Below are 23,466 nucleotides of genomic sequence, written 5' to 3'. Positions count from 1 at the left end.
GCCTCTACAATCAGTAGCGCGGGTCGGCGATGGCCGGCAGCACCAGTTCGCGCACGAAGCCGGACGGTGACAACTGCAGCAACGCGCGCACCATTGCAACGACGTCGTGCACCGGCACCAGCTCGCCGTCGCCGCGCGCTGCGGCCTCTGCAGCTGGCACCGACAGTGCATCGTCGGTGTTGAGGTAGCCCAGCTGCAGGCTGGTCACCGCCAGGCGGCGATCGCGGAAACCCTCGCGCAGTGCATCGGCGATGCCGTTGAGTGCGAACTTGGATGCGCCGAACGCCACTTCCGGGCGGCCACTGCGCGGCAGTGCCGAGGTTGATCCGGTCAGCACCAGCTGCGGGCGTGGTGCGCCGAGCACTCGCGGCAGCAGGCGCTGCAGCAGCACCAGGGTGGCGGTGATGTTGACGTCGACCAGTTGGGTGAGCGCGGCATCGCTCTCGTCGAGGAAGGCGTACTCGTCGCTGAAGGCGGTCTCTTCCCAGATGCCCAGGTTGTGGATCAGCACATCCAGATCGGCCGGTGCCTGCGCTGCGATGTGATTGGCAGCCAAGGTAGGTTGGGACAGATCGGCTTCGATCCACTGCAGGGTGACGCCCTCGGGGCATTCAAGATCGCGCGGACGGCTGCGCGAAACGCCGATGACGGTGTCGCCCGCACTGATCAGGCCTTCCACAAACGCCCGACCCAGGCCCCTGCTGGCGCCGATGACCATCAATTTCATGTTGCTTCCTTCCATTGCGCGCTCTGCTGGGCGGTGTGCTTCGGGATCGGCGAGAATCCGTAGGGTCCCCAGCAACAGGAGCATCCCGACATGGGAGCACCCGATCCCTTCACTGATGGCCTGCCGCTGCCGCGGGCGTGGCAGGAAGCGTTGGCCGATGCGCGCATCGAGCGGCAGTCGATCGGCGTGTCGCGTGCGGATGTTGCTCGTGTGCAGCAGCCAGGCCAGCCCGATGCCTTCGTGAAGTCGGAAGTGATCGACGCCTTCAGTGAGCTGGGCGATGAGATCACGCGCCTGCGCTGGCTGCAGGCACAGGGACTGCCGGCGCCAACGGTGATTGCCACCGCCGAAGAAGCGGGCCGGCGCTGGTTGCTGATGAGCGCGCTGCCCGGCCGCGACCTGGCCTCGTCGCCGGAACTTGCGCCGCAGCAGTTGGTGGAACTGCTGGCCGACGCGCTGCGTGGGCTGCACGCGTTGCCGGTGGCAGCCTGTCCGTTCGACCAGCGACTGGCCTCGCGCCTGCAGGCCGCGCAGGCAAGGGTGGAGGCGGGCCTGGTCGACGCCGATGACTTCGATGACGAGCGCCTGGGGCAGAGCGCACAGCAGGTCTTCGCCGAACTGTGCAGCACCCGGCCCGATCATGAAGATCTGGTGGTCAGCCATGGCGATGCGTGCCTGCCGAACCTGATGGTGGCCGAGGGGCGTTTCAGCGGTTTCATCGACTGTGGGCGACTGGGCGTGGCCGACCGCTACCAGGACCTGGCGCTGGCCGCGCGCAGCCTGGTCCACAACTTCGGCGACACGCGTTGGGTCGCGCCGTTGTTCCAGCGCTACGGCGCGGTGGCCGACGAGCGCCGGCTCGCGTTCTACCGGTTGCTCGACGAGTTCTTCTGAGCCCGCGCATGGCTGGCGATGGCCGCGCAGATCAGGCCGCCGACCACGCTCAGGTGCTCCAGCGCGAAGAACAGGGCCAGTTGCTGTTCCGCACCGTGCTTGGTCCAGAAGGTATGCACGATGACGATGGTCAGCAGCAGGAACACCGCCAGCGCGCCGGCGCCCAGCCAGAGCAGGCGATCAAGCAGCAGGCACAGTGAGCCACCCAGCAGCACCACGGCGCTGGCGAGGTTGAACAGCACAGGCGGTTGCAGCCCGGCCGCCTGCATTTCGGCCACGCTGTTGTCCCACGCCAGCAGCTTGGCCAGGCCCGAGGACACGAACACCACGGCCAGCAGCAGTCGGGCGAGGAACCACAGCATGCGGCTGTCGAGCAGGGGGGTGATCATCCGTGGCATGCAGGAACTCCGGGTTGAGCGTGGGACAGGCCGCGCAGCATCGGGCCTCAACCGCAGTTGAGGTCAAGGCTGGCTGAACGGAGCCCGATGGTGATCGGGTTGCTGCCTTCTAAGTGGACGAACGTTCGTTCACTATTTACGCCATGAACCGAGCCGGCCGCAACGAGCAACGCATTGCGCAGATTCTGCAGGCCGCCCTGCAGTGCTTCCTCGCAAAGGGATTCCACCAGACCAGCATGCGTGACATCGCGCAGGCGGCCGGTGTCAGCCTGGGCAATCTCTACAACCACTTCCCGGGCAAGGAAGCGATCATCCTTGCGGTGGCGGTGGCCGAGAGCGAAGAACTGGCACCGTTGCTGCAGCGACTGGCCACGTCCGATGGCGAGCGCGCACAGGTGCTGGTGTTCCTTCGGGACTTCCACGCACTGTGCCGGCAGCCGGACTGGGCGACGCTCGCCGTCGAAGTGCTGGCCGAGAGCGCACGCAATCCGGCCGTTGCCAAGGCGTTTGCGGCCAATCGCAGGCAATTGCAGGCGACCCTGGCCGAAGCCCTGCAGCAGGTGGCTCAGCGCGAACGTCGGCGTCCCGTGCTGGCCCCGGCACTGCAGGCGCAGGTGCTGCTGGATGCCATCGAAAGCGATGCGCTGCGTCGAGGGCTGGGCGAAGCCGATGGCAGCGATGAGGCTTCGCTGGATCCAGACCTGCTCGCGCTGCTGCTCGGGGCGCGAGCATGAGCACCGTTGACCGGCGATTGCACGGCCTTGATCTGGCGCGCTACCTGGCGCTGGCCGGCATGGTGCTGGTCAACTTCCGCCTGGCGATGGCCGTGCCCGCAGAGGGAGAGGGTTGGCTGGCAGGGTTCTTCCATCTGCTGGAAGGCAAGGCCTCGGCGACCTTCGTCACCCTGGCCGGTCTTGGCCTGGTGCTGGCCACGCAGCGGCAGGGTTGCTGGCCGGCCAGTGTGCAGACCTGGCGGCGCGCACTGTTCCTGCTGGTGCTGGGCCTGCTCAACCTGACCCTGTTCCCGGCCGATATCCTGCACTACTACGCGGTGTATTTCGGGTTGGCGGTGCTGTGGCTGCGGGCCTCGCCGCGGGTGTTGCTGGCCAGCATCATCGCTCTGGCGGCCGGTTCGTTCTGGGCGTTGCTGCACTGGGACTACAGCCAGGGGTGGAACTGGCAGACGCTGGAGTACGCCGGTCTGTGGCACTGGCCGGGCGCGGCCCGCAACCTGCTGTTCAATGGCTTCCATCCTCTGCTGCCGTGGCTGTGCTTCTTCCTGCTGGGGATGTTGCTGGCACGCCTGCAGCTGTCGCAACCGCGGGTCCAGCGCGCGCTGCTGGTGCTGGGCCTGCTGCTGATCGCGGCTGGACATGGCGTGCAGCAGCTTGCGCAGGGAACGCCCTGGCAGGTGTGGTTGGGAACGCAGCCGATGCCGCCGGGGCCCGCCTATGTACTCACCGGTGCGGGCGCGGCGTGCAGTGTCATTGCCGCCTGCCTGTGGCTGACACGTGTGCGACCGGGTGACTGGCTGGAACCGTTCACCGCGGCCGGGCGCATGACCCTGACCCTGTACGTCGGCCACATCCTGCTGGGCATGGGTACGCTGGAAAGCCTGGGCCTGCTCGACGGCAGTGCATCGCTCGCGTCGGTGCTGCTCTGGGCACTGCTGTTCCTGATGCTGGCGACCGGCGCGGCCTGGCTGTGGTCGTGGCAGTTCGCACGCGGCCCGCTGGAGACGGTGATGCGGCGCATCGCAGGCTAGTTCTCCGGTCCTGCCGAGGCGATGTTGTGACGGACATGTCTGTGTCGTGGCGAGCGCATCTGCGATAGTGGTGGCAGGTAACACTTTCCGCTTGCATCCATGTCATTCGCTTCGGCGCAGCATCTCGGCGAAGTCCTGCAACAATCCTATGGCATCACCCCCACCGCCGTGGTGCCACGCCCGGTGGGCGCCGACGCCAATGCCAGCGTGTATCGCGTCGATGCGCGACACGGGCAGTGGTGGTTGAAATGCCGCACCTACCAGGTCGACCCGGCCGTGTGGGACAGCCTGCATTGGTTGCGCGGCACGCTGGGGATCGATGAGATCGTCGCGCCGTGGCCGGCACTGACCGGTGGTGCGTCGGTGCAGCGCTGGGGATTGCAGTTCACCCTGTTCCCTTATGTGGAAGGCCAGTCCGGGTTCGAGGCGGCGTTGAGCCGCACGCAGTGGAAACGGCTGGGGGAGGTGCTGCGGCACCTGCACGGCGCACAGCTGCCGGTGGAACTGCAGCGGACGCTGCCGATCGTCCGGCTGGAAACTGCGGCACTGGAGACCGTCGGGCAATGGTTGGCCGGCGAAGACCTGGCGGCCGCGAAGGACGGGCTGGGCCGCGCATTCGTTTCGGTATGGGACCAGCAGCATGCGCGCATCGCGGCGCTGCATGCGCAGGCACGGGAACTGCTCGCGGCATTGCAGGACGTGCCGGTAGACCTGTATCTGTGCCACACCGATCTGCATGCCGGCAACCTGCTGATGGGCAATGACGGTGGCCTGCACCTGATCGACTGGGATGGCCTGTCGCTGGCACCGCGTGAGCGCGACCTGATGTTCATCGGTGCTGCCGTTGGTGGGCGCTGGGGGCGCGAGAATCCGCTGGGCTTCGAGGAGGGCTACGGCAGCGACCGCGGCGACCCGCGCTGGATCGCCTGGTACCGGCATTGGCGCATTCTGCAGGACCTGATCGAGTTCCAGCAGGTGCTGCTGGGCAGCGATGGGGAGGAGCGTTCGCCGCAGTTGCGCCGGCAGTCATTGCATTACCTGGGGGAGCAGTTCGCACCGGGCAATGTGTTCGATGCGGCGGAGCGGGTGTATCGCGCGCTGGATTAGGTTCTGGGCCGTTGCCAGCATCGTCCCGGGTAGAGTCGACTGTTAGTCGACTATCGCGCGCAGCGCGGTTTCTGCCTGCTCCGAACGAAAAGCAGTCGACTAACAGTCGACTCTACCCATGGCCTGTCCATGCACGACCCGTGGCCTGTCCATGCACGACCCGTGGCTTGCCCGTGCAGGCCCCATGGCTTGTCCATGCAGATGGTTTTCATTCTGCGGGCTTGGCTGCTGCCGAGGCAGCAGCACTTGCGGCGCGGCGCGACAACACGGCCTCGCGATGGGCGATGTACGCGTTGGCGGCGAGGATGATGCCGGCACCGATGATCGTCCAGCGGTCCACCGTTTCGTTGAACAGCAGCCAGCCGCATAGCGTGACCAGCGGCAGCTGCAGGAAGCTGATCGGGGTCAGCGCCGAGACTTCGCCCAGCCGCAGCGCACGCGTCCACAACAGCTGACCGACGGTGCCGAGCACGCCGGTGGCCAGCAGCCACAGCCACGCCATGCCGGTGGGCCAGACCCAGACGAACAATGCCGGGACCAGCGACAGCGGTACCCAGAACACGTAGGTATAGAGCACCACGGTGTCCGCGCTGTCGATACGGGTCAGCTGCTTGATCTGGATCGCCACCAGCGAGCTGAGCACGGCCGCACCGACAGCGACCAGGCTGCCGGCCGTGAAGCCGGCAGTGCCGGGGCGGACGATCACCAGTACACCGATGAAGCCGACCACGACTGCGGCCCAGCGGCGCACGCGCACGGTCTCGCCCAGCCACAGCACGGCGGCGATGGTGACGAACAGCGGCGTGGAGTACGAGAGCGAAACCGCCTGCGCCAACGGCAGGTGGCCCAGTGCCCAGAACGCGCACAGCATCGAGCCCAGGCCGATCGCACTGCGCACGAAATAGCGCGGCAGCTGCCGGGTCTTCAGCGGCGCGTGGCCGGGACGCAGCAACATCGGCAGCAACGCGAGCAGACCGAAGGCATTGCGGAAGAACGCCACTTCCTGGGTCGGCACGTAGCGCGTGGCATAGCGGATGGCCACCGCCATCAGGCCGAATGCCATGGTGCTGCCGAGCATCAGCAGCGCCGCCCGCATCGGGGTGGCGCTGGGGGAAAAGGCGGGGGTGTTCACCACTGTGCGCCGAGCAGGCGGGGCTCCGGTTCGATGGGCACGCCGAACTTTTCCAGCACCGAAGCGGAAATGCGGCGCGCCAGCGCCAGCAGCTCAGCGCCGGTGGCGTTGCCGTGGTTGACCAGCACCAGTGCGTGGCTCGGTGCAACACCGGCATCGCCTTCGCGGAAACCCTTCCAGCCGCAGGACTCGATCATCCATGCCGCCGAGACCTTGCGCTTGTCCTCGCGGTCTGCCGGGAACACCGGCAGTTCGGGGAAGTGCTGCAGCAGCACGTCGACCTGTTCCAGCGGCAGCACCGGGTTCTTGAAGAAGCTGCCGGCGTTGCCCAGCACATCCGGGTCGGGCAGCTTGCGGCGGCGGATCGCAATCACCGCGTTGGCCACGTCCACTGCGCTCGGCAGCTCCACGCCCTGTGCCTGCAGCTCCTCGCGGATGCCGGCGTAGTCCATGCGCAGATCGTGCAGCAGCGGCAGCTTGAGCTCGATGGCGGTGATCAGGTAGCGATCCGGCTGCTGCTTGAACACGCTGTCGCGGTAGGCGAAGCCACACTGTTCGTTGTCCAGCCGCACCCAGGCCTGCTCCTGGCAGTCCCAGGCTTCAACGGCCTGGATGAACTCGCCGACCTGCGCACCGTAGGCACCGATGTTCTGGATCGGCGCGGCACCGGCGGTGCCGGGAATCAACGCCAGGTTTTCCAGGCCGGACAGGCCTTCCTGCAGCGACCACATCACCAGGCCATGCCACGGCACGCCGGCGCCGGCGCGGATCACCGCATGGTCGGCGCGGTGTTCCAGGAAACTGATGTCACGGTTGCCGAACACCAGCACGGTGCCCGGCAGGTCTTCGGCGATCAGGACGTTGCTGCCGCTGCCCAGCACCAGCAGCGGGCCACTGGCCACGTCGGGCAGCGCGAGCACTTCCGGCAGCAGTGCGGCATCGTGCAGTTCCAGCAGCTGGGCTGCGCTGGCCTGCACATGGAAGGTGTTCAGCGCCTGCAGCGGCGCATTGCGGGTGAGCGTCCAGCGCAGCGGGGCGTTGCCGTCGACGGTATCCATGGGCGCGCTCACAGTGGGGCCACCGCGCCGCGGCTCGGCGCTTCGCGGCGGCGGCGGATCGCCTCCACGCATTCGGAGACCAGGGCTGGGCCACGGAAGATCAGGCCGCTGTAACACTGCACCAGCGCGGCACCGGCCGCCATCTTGGCCGCCGCATCTGCACCGGACAGGATGCCGCCGACGCCGATCAGCGGCACCGATTCGGGCAGGCGCGAACGCAGGCGGCGCAGCACCAGCGTGGACTGCTCCAGCACCGGCGCGCCGGACAGGCCACCGGCCTCGTTGGCCAGCGGATCGCCGGCCACCTTGCTGTGGTCGATGGTGGTATTGGTGGCGATCACGCCGTCCACCTGCAGCTCGCCCAGCACGCGGGCAGCGGCGTCGATGTCGCGCTCGCTGAGGTCCGGCGCCACCTTCACCAGCATCGGCACGCGGCGGCCGTGGCGGGCAGCAAGGTCTTCCTGGCGGTCACGCAGCTGGCTGACCAGCTGGCGCAGTGCGGTCTCTTCCTGCAGTTCACGCAGGCCGGCGGTGTTGGGCGAGGAGATGTTGACGGTGATGTAGTCGGCCAGCGGATAGACCTTGTCCAGGCAGGCGATGTAATCGTCCACGGCCTGTTCGTTGGGGGTGTCCTTGTTCTTGCCGATGTTGATGCCGAGCATGCCGCGACGGTTGCGCACGCGCTCGACGTTGCGCACCAGCGCATCCACGCCCGCATTGTTGAAGCCCATGCGGTTGATGATCGCATTGTGCGCCGGCAGGCGGAACAGCCGTGGCTGCGGGTTGCCCGCCTGCGGGCGCGGGGTGATGGTGCCGATCTCGACGAAGCCGAAACCCAGCGCGAACAATGCATCGATGTGCTCGCCATTCTTGTCCAGGCCGGCGGCCAGGCCGACCGGATTGGGGAAGGTCAGCCCGAACACCGTGCTGGGCATCGGCGCGATGCGTGCGGCCAGCAGCGGCGTGGTGCCGGTGCGATAGGCCAGGTCCAGTGCGGACAGGCCGAGGCCGTGGGCGCGCTCGGCGTCGAGCGAGAACAGGAAGGGGCGGGCAAGCGAATACATGCGTAGGTTTCAGTCCAGCGTGCCGAGGAAGGCTCGGGTTCGATATTCAAAAGCGACCTGGCCGTCGACCGCGTGGGCGGCGAACAGGTCCTGCAGAGCGTCGATCATCAGCGCGTGGCGCGGATGACCAGATTGCGGGGCATAGGAGGAGGACAGCAGGCGCCCGCGCAGGGCATCGAAATCCAGATGCTGTACGTTTGGCAGCTCCACCCTGCCGCGCAGACCGGGGCCGAACCAGGCCTGCATGGTGGCATCGTCCTGGTAGCGCTCGGCCACGGCGGTGTAGTCGGTACCGTAGTCCAGCAGCAGCTGTTCGTAGCCGACCAGGAACGGGCTGGCATCGAGCAGGCGCGAGTTCCAGTAGATCAGTGCCAGGCCACCGGGGCGCAGGATTCGCTGCCATTCGGCGCGCACCGCCACGGTATCGAACCAATGGAAGGCCTGTGCGACGCTGACCAGATCAATGCTGGCGTCGGCCAGTCCGGTGGCTTCTGCGCGGCCGTCGACGGCGGAAAAGTCCGGATACTGTGGCGCCAGCCACTGTTCGGCGGCGCCTCGCATGGCCGCATTTGGCTCAACCGCAACAACGGGATGACCGCTGGCCAGAAACTGACGGCTGGAGATGCCGGTGCCGGCGCCGATATCGGCGACCAGAGCCTCGTGGCTGACGCCCATCGGACCGTGCAGCCAGTCCAGCAGGGCCGGCGGGTAATCGGGTCGATAGCGGACGTAATCTGCGACGCGGCTGCTGAAGCGTTCAGTGCTGTCGGAGGTGGTCATGGCAGTCAGTTCGACATAGCAGCGAGCCAGGCCAGGCCGCCGAAGAACAGGATGAAGACCAGGATGGCGGCGATCACGGCGCCGACCATCACCCAGCCCAGCACCAGTCCGGTGACGGCCAAGCCATCGCCTTCCAGTTCATGCGGGCGGCGGCGGATTTCGGCGCGGGCCATGTGGCCGGTGATGATGGCGACGATGCTGGCCACGAAGGGCAGAACGGTCCAGCTGGCGATGCCCATGACCAGGCTCACCACGGCCAGGGCGCTTGTCTGTCGGGGTGCCACGCTCATCGGGGTCCTCCTTGGCAGTGTGCACATGATAGTGCCTCTGCCCTGGCAATCCCATGCCCGGCGGATGCGATGGCAGGCGTCGACCTTGGTCGACGAAGGGCATTTCAGCCAGGGTAGGCGTCGACCTTGGTCGACGAAAGGCATGCCAACCAAGGTTGGCAGCTACCGGAGTGCCGGTGTCAGCCCATCAACACCTGGCCGCCGTCCACGTTGAGCACGCTGCCGGTGACCCAGCGCGCCAGCGGCGAGCACAGGAACAGGGCGGCATCGGCGATCTCGCGCGGGTGGCCGAAGCGGCCGAAAGGGATCTTCGCCAGGGTGCCGTGGTACAGGGCCGGGTCTTCGGTGCGGCGGCGGTCCCAGAGGCCGTCATCGAACTCGATCGAGCCCGGTGCGATGGCATTGACCCGGATCCTGTTCTTGGCCAACGCAAGGGCCTGCGAGGTGGTGTAGTGCGAAAGCGCGGCCTTGGCGGCGGCGTAGGGGGCACCACCGGGGCGCGGCTGCTGCGCGGCGATCGAAGAGAGATTGAGAATGCAGGCGTCACTGGACGCACGCAGCCAGGGCAGGGCCAGACGCGAGGCACGCACGGCGGCCATCAGATCGATCTGCAGGCTGGCGGCCCAGCCGTCCTCGTCGTCTGCCATGCCGTAGCCAGTGGCGTTGTTGACCAGCACATCGATGCCACCAAGTGCATCGGCGGCTGCCTGCAGCCAGGCCTGGATCTGGCCGGGATCGGCCAGATCGGCGGAGAATGTGTGCAGTTCGAAGCCCTGCACCCGTGCATCGGCACGCAGGGCATCCAGACCGGCCTGGCCGCGCGCGCAGACCGAGACCTGCGCACCGGCGCCGGCAAACGCCAGCGCCATTTCACGGCCAATGCCCTTGCTGCCGCCGGCAATCAACACGCGGCGGCCGGTGAAATCAATCACCGGCTTGCCAGCCTGTAGCGCCGAGCCATGCGCGGCTGCATTTCCTGCGGTGTTCATGGCGCATCCCTGCCGAGCATGGCTCGGCACTACAGATAGACAGATAGCGTTACAGGTCGAACTTGATGCCCTGGGCCAGCGGCAGCGAATCCGAATAGTTGATGGTGTTGGTCTGGCGGCGCATGTAGACCTTCCACGCATCCGAGCCGGACTCGCGGCCACCGCCGGTGTCCTTCTCGCCACCGAAGGCGCCGCCGATCTCCGCACCGGACGTGCCGATGTTGATGTTGGCGATGCCGCAGTCGCTGCCGGCGGCCGACAGGAACTTCTCGGCGGTCTTCAGGTTCTGGGTGAAGATCGAGGACGACAGGCCCTGCGGCACGCCGTTCTGCATATCGATGGCTTCGTCGATGCTGTCGTATGGCATCACATACAGGATCGGCGCGAAGGTCTCATGCTGGACCACGGCGTCGCTGTTCTTCAGGCCCGAGACAATCGCCGGCAGTACGAAGTTGCCTGCGCGGTCGATGCGGGTGCCACCGGTTTCGATGGTGCCGCCGGCGGCCTTGGCCTGGGCGATGGCATCGAGGAACTGCTGCACGGCGCCGTCGCTGTTCAGCGGGCCCATCAGGTTGGCGGCATCGGTCGGGTCGCCGATCTTGCCTTCCACCTGCTTGTAGGCCTTGACCAGGGTGGCCAGCACGTCGGCGTAGATCGAGCGGTGCACGATCAGGCGGCGGGTGGTGGTGCAGCGCTGGCCGGCGGTACCGACCGCGCCGAACACGATGCCCGGCACGGCCAGCTTCAGGTCGGCGGTTTCGTCCAGGATGATGGCGTTGTTGCCACCCAGCTCCAGCAGGCAGCGGCCGAGGCGGCGTGCGACCTTCTCGTTGACGGTGCGGCCGACCTGGGTCGAGCCGGTGAAGCTGATCAGCGGCACGCGACGGTCATCGACCATCTTTTCCGACAGCGCAGTGCCGGCATCGTTGATCAGGAAGAAGATGTCCGGGAAGCCGGCTTCGCGCAGGGCGTCGTTGCAGATCTTCAGCGAGGCGATGGCGGTCAGCGGCGTCTTGTTGGACGGCTTCCAGATGCACACGTCGCCGCAGATGGCGGCCAGGAACGAATTCCAGCTCCACACCGCGACCGGGAAGTTGAAGGCCGAGATGATGCCGACCAGGCCCAGCGGGTGGTACTGCTCGTACATGCGGTGGCCGGGGCGCTCGGAATGCATGGTGTAGCCGTACAGCATGCGGCTCTGGCCCACGGCGAAATCGGCGATGTCGATCATCTCCTGCACTTCGCCATCGCCTTCCGGCTTGCTCTTGCCCATTTCCAGGGCGACCAGCGAACCCAGGGCGTCCTTGTGCTTGCGCAGTGCTTCGCCGCACAGGCGCACGGCTTCACCGCGGCGCGGGGCCGGCGTGGTACGCCAGATCTTGAAGGCTTCCTGGGCGCGGGCGACGACGGTCTCGTACTCGGCCTCGGTGGTCGCGCGGACCTGCGCGATCGGCTCGCCGGTGGTCGGGTTGACCGGGGTGATCAGCTCACCGCTGGTCGCGCTCGACCACTCCCCGTTGCCCAGGTACGTGCCAGCGTTGATCGCGTCGAGGCCAAGGGACTTGAGCAGCTCGGAAGACATGCAGACTCCTGTGTTTCGTTACGTTGTTTGGCGCCATCGCGGGCAGGTGGGGGACGCGATGAACAGAACCGCCGATGGTAGCAGAGGGAGGTGGTTGGGCTTTGGTGCGGTGCGGGGTGGAACCGCACCGATAGGCCATCCCTGTACGGGGTGCCTGTTCAGGCTGGCAGGGCTTCGTCCAGGCTGCGCGCGGTGTCAGGAATGGCCGGCTGTGGCGACCATGCGGGCGGGTTGCGATGCCACTGCCACGCGCTCTCGATGATCGGTGCCAGCTCGGTCCATTTGGGGTGCCACCCCAGCAATTGGCGAGCGCGGGTGGAGGAGGCGACGAGGCTGGCTGGATCGCCCGGCCGGCGTTCTGCCAACTCAAATGGAATGCTGCGGCCGCTCACCTCTGCTGCAGCGGCGATGACTTCGCGGACAGAGAAGCCCTGGCCATTGCCGAGATTGAATGCATGCGCGCCGGGCGTGTGGTCCATGTACTCAAGAGCGAGCGCGTGGGCCTGGGCCAGGTCCTGCACATGTACATAGTCGCGCACGCAGGTGCCATCGGGCGTGGCGTAGTCATCGCCGAACACCTTCATGGCGTTGCCGATGCCCAATGCGGCACGCAGGACATTGGGGATCAGGTGGGTTTCGCAGGCATGGGCCTCGCCAATGCCGTGGTCGGGCAGGGCGCCAGCGGCATTGAAGTAGCGCAGGCAGGTCGAGCGCAGGCCGTAGGCTGTGGCTGCGTCAGCGAGGATCCGCTCTGCCATCAGCTTGCTGGCGCCGTAGGGGTTGATCGGCGCCTTGGGGTGGTCCTCGTCGATCACATCCGACTGTGGATTACCGAATACCGCAGCGGTGGAGGAGAACACGATGCGATCAATGTCGTGGCGGCGCATGGCCTCCAGCAGGTTCAACGTGCCGGTGACGTTGTTGGCGTAGTAGGTATAAGGAGCGGAAACCGATTCGCCCACCAGCGAACGTGCGGCGAAGTGCATCACGGCGTCAAAGTGACGGCCTTGGAGGGCGCGCTCGAGTGTTTCGGGGGCCAGTAGATCGGCTTCCAGCAGTTCACCCCAGCGGACGGCATCGCGGTGACCAGTAGACAAGTTGTCGAGCACGGTTACGGAGTGGCCGGCTTCGGCCAGATACTGGGCCATGTGGCTGCCGATGTAGCCGGCGCCGCCGCAGATGAGGATGTCCGACACGCATCGTCCTTGTTGCGAAAACTGCACGAAAGTCTATCAGTGCTGAGGGATCCATGATGCTCAGGGAGTGTCGACAAGTCTGATGTATGACTCAAAATGATTTTTTTTGATGCATTTTGATACAATTAAAATTCGTAATAATTCTAATTACTTAGGTGATTCTCCCGAGGTTGAGTAGGGATTCTCCCGACTTGAGGTTCCTATCTTTTGGTCTGGACTTCATTCACAATTCCTCCACATTTAATTGACGTTGTCCGGACAATGCCGTGCTGGCTGGGGAGCCCATGCACGTGACGCCGAATCCTTCGGAGTCGTGTCGAGCGGATACTGGAGAAGTGCTAAGTTCAACCCCTTCAAAGGCTTAAGTGGCCTATTGACCTTGGCGAACAGCGGGCGTACCGTCCGCTGCAGGTCAGCTCGGAGTCAATCCGATGCAAGTGGTTATGCCCCCTGAGGGAGCCTTTGCACACGCGCCTAAGTTGCAGCATGTACCGATTCTGATCGGTGACGATGGCTCATACCCAATTGAAGCCAACCGCTACCTCGATGAGCGCAGCAACGGGGAATGGCAACTTCCTCGCGACCGATCAAAAGCAAAAGCTGAGAGTGAGCTCTTTTACGGGCCCATCCCAACCTTGCGCTCGCGAAGAAACATGGCCGCAAGGCTTTCTATTTTTCTCGAATGGTGCATAGACCAAGCCACTGATTGGCGAGAAATTTCCTACAACGAGAATATCCTTCATCAGTATCAGCCGGCACTCCTGAGTGGAGACGGCTCCCCGAGTGGGAGGCAGTTGGATCCCGCTACAGTTAACCTCTACGTCAATGAGGCGTGTCTATTTCTGACCTGGGCCAGCGAGCGCGGCTATCGCCTGCCCATGCAGATACCTGTAAGAAAAGTTGCATACACCTACATATCGCCCACAAGCTCGCAAAGCGGAACACTGCGCTCAAAGACTGTGCGGATCGGGTCTCTAACTGCGCCGGAAGCTCCGATCATCCTCCCTCCTGACAGGGAGGTTGAGATGTGGTTGAAGTCGATTTCGGTGCGTGCGCCCGTAAAAATTCTGATCTTCGAGCTGATCATCCGTTCTGGCCTCAGGATCTCGGAAGCCAATCAACTACGGGTCACCTGTTTTCCAGCAAAAAGAACGAGCGAGAGAACCAACTGGCAACCCGACTGGATATTGGCTGGTGAGGTTCCGCTAGTGCTCAAGTATGGCACTAAGGGAGGCAAGGTCAGTCCTGGGTCAGACCTTGGCACAAGATGGCGTACGGTATTTGTGCCACTAGATCTTGCCGAAAGGATCTGGCACTACATTTCGGTGATTCGACCGACCCAGCTGACGAGATATCACATTGGTGATAGGAAACACACCAAGCGGACAGATCGTCTGTGGCTTGGAGAAGGTGTGAACCGACCTGTGAGCAATGAGATGCTTCGCCGGATTTGGACTTCCGATCGGCATTGTCCCAAAGGATGGCACCCTCATACAGGAAGGCACCATTTTGCGGTGGAGAAGATCTGCGCCCTGACGCGGGCGCAGTTGGCCCTCGCAGGCAACTCAGAGCTGAGTGGTGCTGACTTCGGTTGGTTGCATGGGCTCATGGCCGGACAGGTAAAGATGCTTCTCAGTCCGCTTATGGGGCACGTTGATGAGCGCACGACGATGCAATACTTGCGCGCTGCGGTAGCCAAAATTGGTCGTGATCGAGGGCATCCAGCAATTCGTTGGAATGCGATCATCGACGAGGCATTGACGTGAGAGCGCGTGAAGATACAGGGGGAATGCCTGGGAAATGGGTGGTGCCCTGTACACATCCGGACCTCATTAGCACGGGGAAGATCTATGACTTCTCGATTCTGGCGACTGGTGCAAGTGATGCCCCGCCCATTGCCGCAGTCAGGCATTCCTGGAAGGGGGGATTCACTGGTAGGCCGGAGCTGCTGCGCGATCTATGGCCTACGCTGAGCGCGAGTATTGAAGGCATCGCATCAGACGGTGCAGCTGCAAGAAGGGGGGCACTGGTGTCCTTCTGGAGATTCCTCGATGCACTTGAGGGATACATGGCCTCAAATGGAATTCCATTCAAACGGGTGGTTAGACTTCGCGATCTGACATCCCGGCACGTTGCCCTCTACACAAGCCCGGGTCCGGAGGGTGCATGGGATGCCACTATGGACAGCAGAGCTGCCGTCGTCCGCGCGATTATAAAGACCGCGATTAGCTACCATGAACTTCCAGAGCTAGTACTTCCAGTTTTCAGGATAGCCTCGAATCGCCGCGAGACCCCATCCGAAGAGCACGGATTGGCCGTCATTAGGCTGCTACGAGCGGAGGCACTGAAGGTTCTACAGCGGTGGAGGAGAACGGACAGACTCATTCCTCAAGGACGCGATCTGATCGAGTTGTACAGAGAGAATCCTGAGTTCATGAATGCCCCCGACTTCGTATGTACGGAAGCGGATGCGCACGCGACCTATCGCGCGCTCATAAGGCTGACGGGAAATCCAGTGCCTCGGCGATCTCAGTTGTTGGCGATCTTCGGCAAGCGCATCAAAAGACTCCCAAGCTGGTGGGCGCACTACCCCGATGACCACGAACGATCAGGAAGCGAGGTCGGCTGGCACGATCTGGTTGCCGGAACCTATCCTACTAGCGCAGATGTCTCAATTTTCTTCCTGCTCTTTGTAGCGCGGAGCGCCTGGAACCCCGCAACCGCAGCATCCATGAACTTGAGCGACTGGACGGCAGTCTATGATGAGCAGCATGCATGGATCTATGCGCCTAAGGACCGGGCCAAAGGGACCGCGCAATGGACTGTGTCACGGGTAGGCGATGCGACGGGCTGTCATTCGTTAGTTGAGCTTCTTCTGAAGCGGACAGAAGGGCTTCGAGGCCATATCGAAAGAAACCCGCGCCTGTGCCCTCTCCCAGACGTTGTCGCTCGTAGTCCATGGGTGGGCGTAACAGTGCGCGGACGGCGACAAGGGGTGTATGTAGTAAATCCCCGCACAACTCGAACTGCAAACAACTGGCTCGCCTCTCTGATAGAGCAACTCGATGACGGCACCCGTACAGCTTCCGAGACCATGTCAATTGGACAGTTCAGAGATGTCGCCGCGGCTGCGATCTTCAAGGATTCTCAATACTCGAACTGGGTAATGATGGTACTACTTGGTCACAAGAACCTCATGACCACTAGGCACTATGGCTACCGAAGATCTTCTTTTGAGGAATCCTTCTCGCTTGTGTCCGAAGTGATTGATGACTTGTTCTCCCAGCTTCGGGTCAATCGTGTGTTCGACGTAGCCTTGACGAGGGCGAAGCTCGCAAAGTTGGACGTCAGTGAAGCCGAGATCGAAAAGCTGAATCAAGCACGCCGTCATAAGACCTACGACGGAAGCGGATGTGCAGATCCTTACAGCCCGCCAGCAGTCATTGATCCAGGCAATCCGAGAGATGGATGCACTCTATGCGTCCAGCAGCATAGGTGTGCTTCCAGCGGCTGCCCCAACTGTTTTGTGTTCACGGACAGCCTGGACTTCATCTGCCGGCGTGTGGCAGAGCTAGAGGCAGTTCGGACCTCCGTAGGAATGGTTCGGTTCGATGCTGGATCAGATGCAAGTGACCTGGCGCGGCTTCGCCTAACCGTTCTTCAATGGCCAGCAGATGCAGTGAAGTTCGCCATTGATAAGTGGGCGGCAAGGATAGCCTCCGGTGAGCACATGCCAATCTACTTCGCAGGGCAGCACTGATGAAAATGGTCAACCGGTCTCTAGTAGCAGGCAACCATGAACTCCTAGCTCCTGACGTGGAGGTGTCGCTACTGTCGATTAGTCCGAATGAGCTGAGGTTGGCGCCGGAGGCAAAGCTGAAGCAGCTTCAGAAGCTTGTTGGAATGGGGGACAACTGGGGCGTTCTTCGTATTGACGACGAACATCAGTCTGGCCTACGGACCTCTGATCTCGATCTAAGGCTCTATTCTGGAAGGGGCAAGACGTGCAAGGGGAAGCACTCACCCTTCGTAGTTCGAGAGCTTATGAGGCTGGCGATCACGATGGCGATAATTCCAGGCAAAACCGGGAAGGTGTATAGATACACAACGATCCGGACGCTCATTGCCAATCTTAAGAGGGCGATCCAGCGTACAAATGTACGTCCAAGCTCCAAGAGACTCTGGAGCCTGGTCGAACGCGCTGGCCTGACGCAGAAGTACTCTGACTGCCTTGGGGTGGTTGAGTACTACCACCGACTGGGGTGTCTTCCCGATGGCCCCGCGCCCATGCGTCCAACGGTTCATGGAATGAAGGCTGCGCGAGATCGAACGGGTGAACCTGAGCATACAATCCCGGTCAGCATAGCGAAACCTCATCAGCCATACTCAGATGAGTTCGTCTCTGAAGCAGGCTCGATGGCACTGGTGATGATCGAAGTCGTTGGTCCTACTTTGTTGGATGCCGTAGAGGCCGCACTCGCCGCTACTGAAACTACTCGTGATCTGAAAGACGGTCCCTCGCCATCTCCCAGTCGCCGAGCTGCTCGCGTAAGCAATGCTGTGATCCGGTCATGGGAATGGCGGGGGCCTGACGGGGAGCCGCTTAGGGATGCCCCGCTTCAATTTTCGATGAAATCCGGGCGAAGTGGAAAAACCGTCGCATGGCCGCCTCGGACGTTACCCCAGGCCTTGCGCCTGATAGTGGTTCTACAGGGTGCACACGCTTTTCCGGTGGCTCTTTCTGGCGGTCCCCGACATGGTGAACTGCTAACGATGCAGATCGGCTCGCTTGGCAAGCGAGGTGGTTCCAGTGTTTACGAGTTCAGAACCTGGAAGTTTGAGAATCCCGGAGGGAGGCAGAGTGAAGCGCCAGCGCCGTCAATTGCCATTCAAGCGATTCTGCAGCAAGAGCGCCTAGCGAACATTTTTCGACGGCACCACGGCCTAAAGGGGAACGGCCTGTGGGTTTCCCCAAGATATCCAGATAAGGTGCCGAGCCTTGCGCATGTGTTCAATAGCTTCGTGGAGATACTTGGCCTGGAGCGCTGGCTCACCGATGGTGGTATGAACCCGCATCGATTCCGAAAGACCCTCGCTCGAATTGTTGCTCTAGCGCTTGTCCATGCGCCAAAGATTTTGATGGATGTCTTTGGGCACAGGGATGAACAAATGACAATCATGCGCTACATACTTTCGGATCCAGGAATTCTTTCCGAAGTACAGCAAGTTGTACGTGAGATGCTTATTCTAAAGGGAGTGGAGGCGATCAATAAGGCTGATGAGGTTCAGGGGGCCGGCGCAGAGAAGCTACGGGGGCGTGTGGCGCTGTTCGCGCGCCGGCTGGGTAAGTCCGCCCTTGATCCGCAGAACATCAGGGAGTTCGCCCGCGCGATGACTGCTGAGGGCTCTTCTTGGGCAGTTGTCGCACCAGGAATAGTGTGTACGAACTTCACCGATGGAGGCCTTTGCAACAAGGGGCATGGTCAGGCTAATCCACACTACTGTCATCCTGCATGTGAGAATCAGTTGATTCTCCCTGACGACGAGGATAAGGCGTCCAGAAGCGTTGTTCAGGCCATCGAGACAGTTCAGTACAATCTTGAGTTGCTAGAGCACGCTTTCGTGGATGATGACGTTATGCTCATTGCTCAGTTCCGGGGGCAGATCAAGTCCGTGCTCGGCAGGTGGAAGAAGGTGGACGAATACTTCTCGAAGAGCAGTTTGCTGACGCGCCTCGTACCCAATGTGGTACTTCTGAAATGAGACAAAAGAAGAGTCTTGCCGAGCTTGGAAAGGAGCGGACGGAGGCGTTCGTTGCACGCCTTCGATCAACTATGGCCGAGATTGACAGGGAGATATCGGAGAACGACGGAGTGTATCCACGGAACTCTGGTCGGCTGAATGTTGCAGAGCTGTGTCGGCGGGCAAAGGTAACAGCGGTATCGCTGCACGGAGAGAAGCATGCCGGCACCACAAAGCTCGAGGTGCAGGCCTGGCTCACGAAACTTCGAGTGGACGTTCCTACGAGCGTGAAGGCCGCCAGACGAAAGTCCTACTCACAAAGGCTGGGATGGAAAGAGAGGTACGACGGTATTTCTGCGCAGTTCAAGAACATGTACTCGATCGAGGTGGTGCAGCGAGATGCAAAGATCGCCGCCTTGAAGAAGGAGATTTCTGAGCTGAAGTCACAGATCAAGAAGCAGCGCGAGGCGGGCTCAAGGGTGGTTGGAATCGAGAGCGGGAGAAGGAGAAAAGCGAGTTCGTAATAGGGCATCTCGCAAGCTTCGAATGATGCCCCGCCAGAACTCTTAGGAGCGCGTTCGCACCAGCTCCTCAAGTCGATGAAACTGGTTGTTTCGCTCTAGGTCGGGAGCGGCGGCCCTTACTTGAGCTAGGCATTCATTCAGTCCTAGAGGCGCCCATTGTTGGGATCCAACAACGGCACCCAGCAAATCTAAAGCCTCAGTTGGCGACTGGCTACAAAGGCCAGATTCTAGTAGAAGATGGACGATGTAGTCCGAATTCGCTACCGGCTGAAGCCAGTCACGTACCGCCTTCAATGCGGAAGGGAACTCAACCCGGGCCGCGATGGCGAGTCGAGCTAAGGAGGCAGCAATGCTGGGTGTAGCTAGATTGCGCGATTTTGGCCAAATCTCCTGCCAGAAGGGTTGGACTCGATTTCTCCAGAAGTCTTCGCGTTGATCGCCTGCGGCCTCCAGTGCTTGGGAGAGCGATTGTGCGGACTTCTCCAGTCCATCCTGTGGAAGCTTGCCCAATGCAGATCTAAAGTCGTCCCGAGAGTAGCCTTCCAATTGCCCTAGGGCTGAGTGCGTTAGGAAAGCAGAGAACTGTCCTCGGTGTTCACCAAGGTCGGCGTAGTGACCGGCCGTCAATAGGAACTGCGACTTCAATGCCACCATCAATGGCTGGTACAGTCGCGGTGACCAAAGAAATCCTTCCCAGGCTGCTTTCGCTTCGACAGGGTTGGACCAATCGAAGAGCGGTAGTAGCGTCGCTTCGGTCCACGCCCGGTCTACGCGATACAGGGCGATGAGTCTAGATGCGAGCAACACCCTGCCATGGCGGAATCGATCTACTTCAACATCGCATATGGCGGAAAATGCCGCCTTAAGTTCAGGGGGAAGTAGGTCTCCATCGTTGGGCGCCCTCTTGAACCATAGATTGAGCAAGGCGCGCGTGGCATGCCCAATGGGGTGATTAATCGCCTCCGAGACAGGGTTATCGATTGGCTCGCCGTTCCTTGTCATGCCACTACTCAAGGGGATCGGAAGCGCAAGCACTCGACCGGCGAGAGTCAATAGGAGGTTCTCGCGATTCGCGCCGCTTCTTGAAGTGGCCTCCATCCACCACGCTACTGCAGGTGCGATCTCGGACAGAACTTCATCAGGCATTAGCAGTACCAAAGGCGATGCGTACTGCCAGGAGCGGGCTGCCATTGAATCGTCCGACCAAACCTGAAGCGCCTCGCGCCATCGAACTGCGGGCCAGACGTCTTGGTGAGCGAGGTCGCAGAGCGCGGCAAGGCTATGGAAGAAGCGAGTACGGCAGACATCCCGCCAAGTGTCCTCATAGAACGGTCTATGGGCAGGCCTCGGCGATTCAAGCCATTCAACTAGCTCCTTGCGAGTGCGAGGGGCGACATCGACCTCTCTGCCGTCCTCGAAATCCGGATCTCCGGTGCCGCTCATCCAGTGTGAGAATTCGTCCTTCTCGTTAGGGTCCAATCTCAACTCAGGATGCGCGATGGATATCTCCGCTAGGCGCCTTGCTGCAGACACACCAAGATGTAGGCCCGAGGACTCCAGCTTCGCTAGACGAATCCATACTGCGCGAGCAACCAGGCGATCCCAGCGTTCGGACTCCAGATCATCGCGATACATCTCGCGGGGAGGTCCTGCCAAGATGACATTCTCCAAGCGTGCTTGAGACGCGTTGTCTAGAATTCTCCCCTGGAGAACAAGAAGCCTCAGCACTTCGCGTGCGGTGCACTGCGACCACAGCCACCGCCCCTCATCCAGTAGCAGCCAATCGACCCACTGCTCCTGCTCGATGCAATTGTCCTGGCTGGCCGCAAACAATGCCAGCCGCTTGAATGTGGGATACGGGATCTCGAACCATGCCTGAGCCATGAGCGTGGATCTCGACTCATCCGTAGCTCGAACTGCTAACCAAGCGTCGCGTAGCAGTTCAATCAGGCTAACCCAGTCTCGGAAGGACCGGTTCTGCCAATGGGGCGTGATTGATGGAAGGTCCCAGTAGGATCTATCGACAAGGTCATCTGCCTCTCCTAGATCTCGAAGAAGGCCCAGCGCGTCACAGAGCAGTTGCTGTAGGTCCGAATGCAGGAGCGGGAGTGCCTTCTCCCACTCACCCTTAGACTGATCCTGGAGGACCGCATGTACATTGTCCTCCGCAAGCACAAGGTCCCAGTCAACCAACTGCTTAATTCGCACTGTCTCGTCTGCACCATCGGCCACTTCGCCGTCCCAAACAAATGGACGCCTTAGTGTGATCTTTGGGCTGAGAAGGCTACGAAGTTCCATCCGAAGAGACGTGTTCAGTCCCTCACGTCTAAGACGCTTGATCCAACGATATAGCAGCCCCCCTGACAGTGGGGTCTTGAGTCGGCCACCGAGCACGATTCTCCAAAGAGTTCGCATCTTTGGATCGGGCACACCCTTTGGGGCGTCCAGGCGAATAAGATCCAGCTCCGAGACTTTGCCATCCCGTTCCAGTGTGGCCAGACGCTCAAGTTCGGAGTCGACTAGAGAGATCCAGCGACTATCCATCTGCCCGCCACGCTCTGCAATCCATATGATCAATCGTGGATCGTCCAGATGACGCACAAGCCAGCGTGCGAGCTGGAACATCAATCCATCCCATCGGCTGGCCATACTTCCAGAAGACGCCAGTGTCATAGGAGGAGCGTGATCATAAGGCGCAGGCCTACGAACCAAGCTGAATCTGAGTTCTGCATCCTCCTCCTTAACCGAGGAGAAGCCAAAGCGGGCTAGATCCCTCTGCAAGAATCGCTCATGGGAAAATGCCTCGAGGAGCCACTCAAGCGGGGGAACTGGATTGAACTCCGCGAAGCGCTTCGCGGGGAGGCCTGACTTGTCTGAAAGAGCCCACAGCATTCGTCCAACAAAATCGTCCTGGAGCGTGCTGTCCTGAGGTTGGGCCATGGCGTGCTTCGCAACAATGGCCTCTTTACCTTGAACTCCATCGCGATAGACATCTGCCCAAGTCCTGATTGTGTCGTGCAACGCAGAGTGGTCATGGGTAGCAGGCTGAACCCTGTAGAGGATAGGTCTAACGCCCTTAGCTTCCCATTCAATAGTCTTCAGATGCTCTTTCCCGGCTTCGCAATCTCCGAACGCCCACGCCTGCGGGGTAACCTCACCGAGCATTCGATCTGCTGCTAATGCGTCCATCATGTACCGGAGGACCGGATCGTCAATGCTGTATCCAATGAAGCAAACGACATAGTTGCGAAAAAGTTCGCTGACGAACCGCGCGGCCCAGCGTTCGGTCAAGTAAGCCAAGCCGAAGTCACCACTGGTGGCCACTAGTCGATGGAGTGCTGCATCATCCTCACTCTCCGGAAGCAGGCCATGCAGAAAGACAAGCCCATCCCAGCGGCTGCTCTTAGGGATCGGCAGCATTGGAGCGGGATAGGCCGGAAATGGTTGGCCCATGCGCTTCGCCGCCGCGTGGAAGGTTCGATCGAAGTTGGTAGTCACCAACCGCAACGCGCCATCCCGGCTTCGTGCTAACCGAAGAAGCGCTGCTTGGGTGTCAATTGCTCCCTTCCGACGAAGCTTGGGTCTCAACGATTTCGCTAGGGCGCGCCGAACCGCCAATCGCTGCCCAGGCAGTCGCCTTTCAAGTAGATCGAGAGTCGCGTCGAACTTTGAATGATCGAAGGCGGCACGCTCGATGTCCGTGAATGATGTCCCATTCGACGCATAGATTTGCTCAACCAGTCCTTTGAAACCAGGTAGTCCTGACGGGTAGGAGACTCCGGCGCCGCAGAAGAAGACTACTCGTCCTTCTTCGTGTGCCTGTAGAAGTGCTTCTGGGATGTCTGGCCCGTCGACGATGAACTGCATTGCAACTCCCTCTGAATGCTCTCGAACAGAGTGTAGGTTCAAATCAGATGGAATTGGCCAATCGCAGCGTCCAATTAAGTTCTTCTTTTGAAGTTTGTGCGGATTCAGTCTGATGGTCCAAGAGGTGAGATCTGTCCGAGCCCGCTCAACGCCTCGTCGTGGCAGTGCCAATCATTCTTCAGTAAATTCGGCTTCGAACTCGTGCTGATGTGGCAGTATTGAAGGTAGGGTTTTTGGTCTCATCCGCGTTTAGGAATGTTAAAGCCAACCACAGCGGAGGACCGCAACTTCAGCGCCTCAACAGTGGTTGGCAATTGAACGCTTCCATATGAAGGGACTGCATTCCGATAC

Annotated in this window: 19 protein-coding genes; 8 read left to right on the top strand and 11 right to left on the bottom strand. The window is 61.6% G+C overall.

Annotated elements, in window-relative coordinates; genetic code table 11:
- Positions 1-10: 10 nt before the first annotated feature.
- Positions 11-727 (bottom strand): SDR family oxidoreductase, encoded by a 717-nt coding sequence (locus N5J73_RS00415; protein WP_049449631.1) that lies wholly within the window; start codon positions 725-727, stop codon positions 11-13.
- 90 nt (positions 728-817) lie between these two features.
- On the opposite strand from N5J73_RS00415, the gene N5J73_RS00410 reads away from it, so the two are divergent.
- Positions 818-1,621 (top strand): APH(3')-II family aminoglycoside O-phosphotransferase, encoded by an 804-nt coding sequence (locus N5J73_RS00410; RefSeq protein WP_049449629.1) that lies wholly within the window; start codon positions 818-820, stop codon positions 1,619-1,621.
- Here the strand turns inward: N5J73_RS00410 and N5J73_RS00405 are convergent.
- A complete protein-coding gene (locus N5J73_RS00405) occupies positions 1,594-2,019 on the bottom strand; it encodes a DoxX family protein (protein WP_049449627.1) in 426 nt (141 codons plus the stop codon). The two genes, N5J73_RS00410 and N5J73_RS00405, sit on opposite strands and share 28 nt — an antisense overlap.
- Before the next feature lie 143 nt (positions 2,020-2,162).
- Here N5J73_RS00405 and N5J73_RS00400 point away from each other — a divergent pair, with 143 nt between their 5' ends.
- From N5J73_RS00400 to N5J73_RS00390, 3 genes are all read left to right on the top strand, one after another.
- Positions 2,163-2,753, top strand: a complete 591-nt coding sequence (locus tag N5J73_RS00400; RefSeq protein WP_049449688.1) for a TetR/AcrR family transcriptional regulator — start codon at positions 2,163-2,165, stop codon at positions 2,751-2,753.
- The gene (locus N5J73_RS00395) at positions 2,750-3,784 is read left to right on the top strand and encodes a heparan-alpha-glucosaminide N-acetyltransferase domain-containing protein (RefSeq protein WP_049449625.1); all 1,035 of its coding nucleotides are present in this window, start codon (positions 2,750-2,752) and stop codon (positions 3,782-3,784) included. Before N5J73_RS00400 ends, N5J73_RS00395 begins: the two co-directional genes overlap by 4 nt.
- Before the next feature lie 99 nt (positions 3,785-3,883).
- Complete coding sequence (locus N5J73_RS00390) at positions 3,884-4,891, top strand: aminoglycoside phosphotransferase family protein (RefSeq protein WP_049449622.1); 1,008 nt, start codon at positions 3,884-3,886, stop codon at positions 4,889-4,891.
- A 208-nt stretch (positions 4,892-5,099) separates the two neighbouring features.
- On the opposite strand, the gene N5J73_RS00385 is transcribed toward N5J73_RS00390, so the two are convergent.
- From N5J73_RS00385 to galE, 8 genes are all read right to left on the bottom strand, one after another.
- Positions 5,100-5,987 (bottom strand): DMT family transporter, encoded by an 888-nt coding sequence (locus tag N5J73_RS00385; RefSeq protein ID WP_049449687.1) that lies wholly within the window; start codon positions 5,985-5,987, stop codon positions 5,100-5,102.
- A 32-nt stretch (positions 5,988-6,019) separates the two neighbouring features.
- Complete coding sequence (gene murB / locus N5J73_RS00380; protein ID WP_049449686.1) at positions 6,020-7,081, bottom strand: UDP-N-acetylmuramate dehydrogenase; 1,062 nt, start codon at positions 7,079-7,081, stop codon at positions 6,020-6,022.
- Between the two features lie 8 nt (positions 7,082-7,089).
- The gene (locus tag N5J73_RS00375) at positions 7,090-8,145 is read right to left on the bottom strand and encodes a quinone-dependent dihydroorotate dehydrogenase (RefSeq protein ID WP_049449620.1); all 1,056 of its coding nucleotides are present in this window, start codon (positions 8,143-8,145) and stop codon (positions 7,090-7,092) included.
- A gap of 9 nt (positions 8,146-8,154) precedes the next feature.
- The gene (locus N5J73_RS00370; RefSeq protein WP_049449619.1) at positions 8,155-8,925 is read right to left on the bottom strand and encodes a class I SAM-dependent methyltransferase; all 771 of its coding nucleotides are present in this window, start codon (positions 8,923-8,925) and stop codon (positions 8,155-8,157) included.
- Between the two features lie 5 nt (positions 8,926-8,930).
- The gene (locus N5J73_RS00365) at positions 8,931-9,215 is read right to left on the bottom strand and encodes a DUF4190 domain-containing protein (protein ID WP_010484694.1); all 285 of its coding nucleotides are present in this window, start codon (positions 9,213-9,215) and stop codon (positions 8,931-8,933) included.
- A gap of 179 nt (positions 9,216-9,394) precedes the next feature.
- Positions 9,395-10,204 carry an SDR family oxidoreductase gene (locus tag N5J73_RS00360; protein ID WP_049449617.1) on the bottom strand — a complete coding sequence of 270 codons (810 nt, stop codon included), beginning with the start codon at positions 10,202-10,204 and terminating at the stop codon, positions 9,395-9,397.
- Positions 10,205-10,253: 49 nt separating this feature from the next.
- Positions 10,254-11,786, bottom strand: coding sequence for an aldehyde dehydrogenase family protein (locus tag N5J73_RS00355; protein ID WP_032127496.1), 1,533 nt, complete (start codon positions 11,784-11,786; stop codon positions 10,254-10,256).
- Between the two features lie 158 nt (positions 11,787-11,944).
- On the bottom strand, positions 11,945-12,982 hold the full coding sequence (gene galE, locus N5J73_RS00350) for a UDP-glucose 4-epimerase GalE (protein ID WP_049449613.1): 1,038 nt from the start codon (positions 12,980-12,982) through the stop codon (positions 11,945-11,947).
- Positions 12,983-13,413: 431 nt separating this feature from the next.
- Between galE and N5J73_RS00345 the strand changes: the two genes are divergently transcribed.
- Genes N5J73_RS00345 through N5J73_RS00330 form a run of 4 tightly spaced genes read left to right on the top strand, consistent with a single transcriptional unit; the run spans position 13,414 to position 19,248 of the window.
- Entirely contained in the window at positions 13,414-14,748 is a 1,335-nt protein-coding gene (locus tag N5J73_RS00345; RefSeq protein ID WP_125899101.1) for a site-specific integrase, read from the top strand.
- Positions 14,745-16,742, top strand: coding sequence for a hypothetical protein (locus tag N5J73_RS00340; RefSeq protein WP_125899102.1), 1,998 nt, complete (start codon positions 14,745-14,747; stop codon positions 16,740-16,742). The genes N5J73_RS00345 and N5J73_RS00340 overlap by 4 nt, the downstream gene beginning before the upstream one ends.
- On the top strand, positions 16,742-18,745 hold the full coding sequence (locus N5J73_RS00335; protein WP_125899103.1) for a hypothetical protein: 2,004 nt from the start codon (positions 16,742-16,744) through the stop codon (positions 18,743-18,745). Before N5J73_RS00340 ends, N5J73_RS00335 begins: the two co-directional genes overlap by 1 nt.
- On the top strand, positions 18,742-19,248 hold the full coding sequence (locus tag N5J73_RS00330) for a hypothetical protein (protein WP_049459868.1): 507 nt from the start codon (positions 18,742-18,744) through the stop codon (positions 19,246-19,248). The genes N5J73_RS00335 and N5J73_RS00330 overlap by 4 nt, the downstream gene beginning before the upstream one ends.
- A gap of 42 nt (positions 19,249-19,290) precedes the next feature.
- On the opposite strand, the gene dsr1 is transcribed toward N5J73_RS00330, so the two are convergent.
- Positions 19,291-23,115 carry an anti-phage defense-associated sirtuin Dsr1 gene (gene dsr1, locus N5J73_RS00325; protein WP_049403663.1) on the bottom strand — a complete coding sequence of 1,275 codons (3,825 nt, stop codon included), beginning with the start codon at positions 23,113-23,115 and terminating at the stop codon, positions 19,291-19,293.
- Positions 23,116-23,466 lie beyond the last annotated feature (351 nt).

Origin of the sequence: Stenotrophomonas sp. GD03654 (genome assembly GCF_029845105.1) — a bacterium.
In the GTDB taxonomy this organism is placed as follows: Bacteria; Pseudomonadota; Gammaproteobacteria; order Xanthomonadales; family Xanthomonadaceae; genus Stenotrophomonas; species Stenotrophomonas africana.
Note: the sequence above shows the minus strand (reverse complement) of the source record. Positions and strands in the feature narration are given on the sequence as shown.

Bases quoted from the DNA above. Each gene is read 5' to 3' on its own strand.
- N5J73_RS00360 (WP_049449617.1), bottom strand. From the start codon at position 10,204: ATGAACACCGCAGGAAATGCAGCCGCGCATGGCTCGGCGCTACAGGCT.
- N5J73_RS00395 (WP_049449625.1), top strand. From the start codon at position 2,750: ATGAGCACCGTTGACCGGCGATTGCACGGCCTTGATCTGGCGCGCTAC.
- N5J73_RS00390 (WP_049449622.1), top strand. From the start codon at position 3,884: ATGTCATTCGCTTCGGCGCAGCATCTCGGCGAAGTCCTGCAACAATCC.
- N5J73_RS00405 (WP_049449627.1), bottom strand. From the start codon at position 2,019: ATGCCACGGATGATCACCCCCCTGCTCGACAGCCGCATGCTGTGGTTC.
- dsr1 (WP_049403663.1), bottom strand. From the start codon at position 23,115: ATGCAGTTCATCGTCGACGGGCCAGACATCCCAGAAGCACTTCTACAG.
- N5J73_RS00355 (WP_032127496.1), bottom strand. From the start codon at position 11,786: ATGTCTTCCGAGCTGCTCAAGTCCCTTGGCCTCGACGCGATCAACGCT.
- N5J73_RS00375 (WP_049449620.1), bottom strand. From the start codon at position 8,145: ATGTATTCGCTTGCCCGCCCCTTCCTGTTCTCGCTCGACGCCGAGCGC.
- N5J73_RS00365 (WP_010484694.1), bottom strand. From the start codon at position 9,215: ATGAGCGTGGCACCCCGACAGACAAGCGCCCTGGCCGTGGTGAGCCTG.
- N5J73_RS00335 (WP_125899103.1), top strand. From the start codon at position 16,742: ATGAAAATGGTCAACCGGTCTCTAGTAGCAGGCAACCATGAACTCCTA.
- N5J73_RS00330 (WP_049459868.1), top strand. From the start codon at position 18,742: ATGAGACAAAAGAAGAGTCTTGCCGAGCTTGGAAAGGAGCGGACGGAG.
- murB (WP_049449686.1), bottom strand. From the start codon at position 7,081: ATGGATACCGTCGACGGCAACGCCCCGCTGCGCTGGACGCTCACCCGC.
- N5J73_RS00410 (WP_049449629.1), top strand. From the start codon at position 818: ATGGGAGCACCCGATCCCTTCACTGATGGCCTGCCGCTGCCGCGGGCG.
- N5J73_RS00370 (WP_049449619.1), bottom strand. From the start codon at position 8,925: ATGACCACCTCCGACAGCACTGAACGCTTCAGCAGCCGCGTCGCAGAT.
- N5J73_RS00345 (WP_125899101.1), top strand. From the start codon at position 13,414: ATGCAAGTGGTTATGCCCCCTGAGGGAGCCTTTGCACACGCGCCTAAG.
- N5J73_RS00400 (WP_049449688.1), top strand. From the start codon at position 2,163: ATGAACCGAGCCGGCCGCAACGAGCAACGCATTGCGCAGATTCTGCAG.
- N5J73_RS00385 (WP_049449687.1), bottom strand. From the start codon at position 5,987: ATGCGGGCGGCGCTGCTGATGCTCGGCAGCACCATGGCATTCGGCCTG.
- N5J73_RS00415 (WP_049449631.1), bottom strand. From the start codon at position 727: ATGAAATTGATGGTCATCGGCGCCAGCAGGGGCCTGGGTCGGGCGTTT.